Raw genomic sequence first — 744 nt, 5'->3', positions numbered from 1 at the left:
CCAACCCGGTCCCGCCCCCCTCCCCGCCGGGCGGCGCGGTCCCCATCGCCCTGGAGGCTCTCGGCAACGGCTACGCCATCGGTTACGTCGTCTGCGGCATCGCCGCCCTGGCGTGCTGCCTGCTCAGCGTGGTCGCCCTGCGCGGCAAGGGCGACCAGGACGCGACGGTGGGCATCGAGAAGGAGGAGGAAGCGGCTGCGGCCTCGGCGATCCGATGACCAAGGTCTTGGAGCGACGGTGATCTCGTCACCGCCGCGTCACAGCTGACGCACAGGGGAACCCCCACGTGAGGCCGTCCGGTCTCCATCGGCGAGCGCCGGCGGAGACCGGCGCCGCGTATCCGACCTCGGGGGACCTCATGCCGTACGTCAGCATCCGCAAGACCGCACTGGCCGTCGCCGCGCTCTCGGCCGCCCTGTCGCTCTCGGCCTGCCAGAGCAGCGACACCGCCTCCGGCACCACGTCCTCCTCGACGGCCCCGACCAGCAAGGCACCGTCGTCGGCGTCGTCGGCCTCCTCGCCGTCCTCGCCGTCCACGCCGTCCTCGGTTTCGTCGCCCTCCACGGCCCCGTCCTCCACGGCCCCCAAGCCCAGCGCGACCGCCTCCCCCATCTCCGGCACCACCGGCACGAAGGTCAAGACCTGCGCCGCCTCCGCGCTGGAGGCCACCGCGCACCAGGCCGCCGACCGCCCGGCCGGCACCGGGACGGGCGCGGCGATCGTCGAGTTCACCAACACCTCCAC

The 744-nt window shown here is 73.8% G+C and carries 2 pseudogenes; both read left to right on the top strand.

Annotated features, from left to right (window positions below):
- Window positions 1-218: pseudogene (locus GRC12_RS44835) on the top strand (hypothetical protein); the annotation flags it as partial.
- Between the two features lie 140 nt (window positions 219-358).
- A pseudogene (locus GRC12_RS44830) lies at window positions 359-744 on the top strand (DUF4232 domain-containing protein); the annotation flags it as partial.

The sequence above is a fragment of the Streptomyces griseorubiginosus genome (assembly GCF_017614965.1).
GTDB classification, from domain to species: domain Bacteria; phylum Actinomycetota; class Actinomycetes; order Streptomycetales; family Streptomycetaceae; genus Streptomyces; species Streptomyces griseorubiginosus_B.
This window is presented reverse-complemented; position numbering and strand designations above follow the sequence as displayed.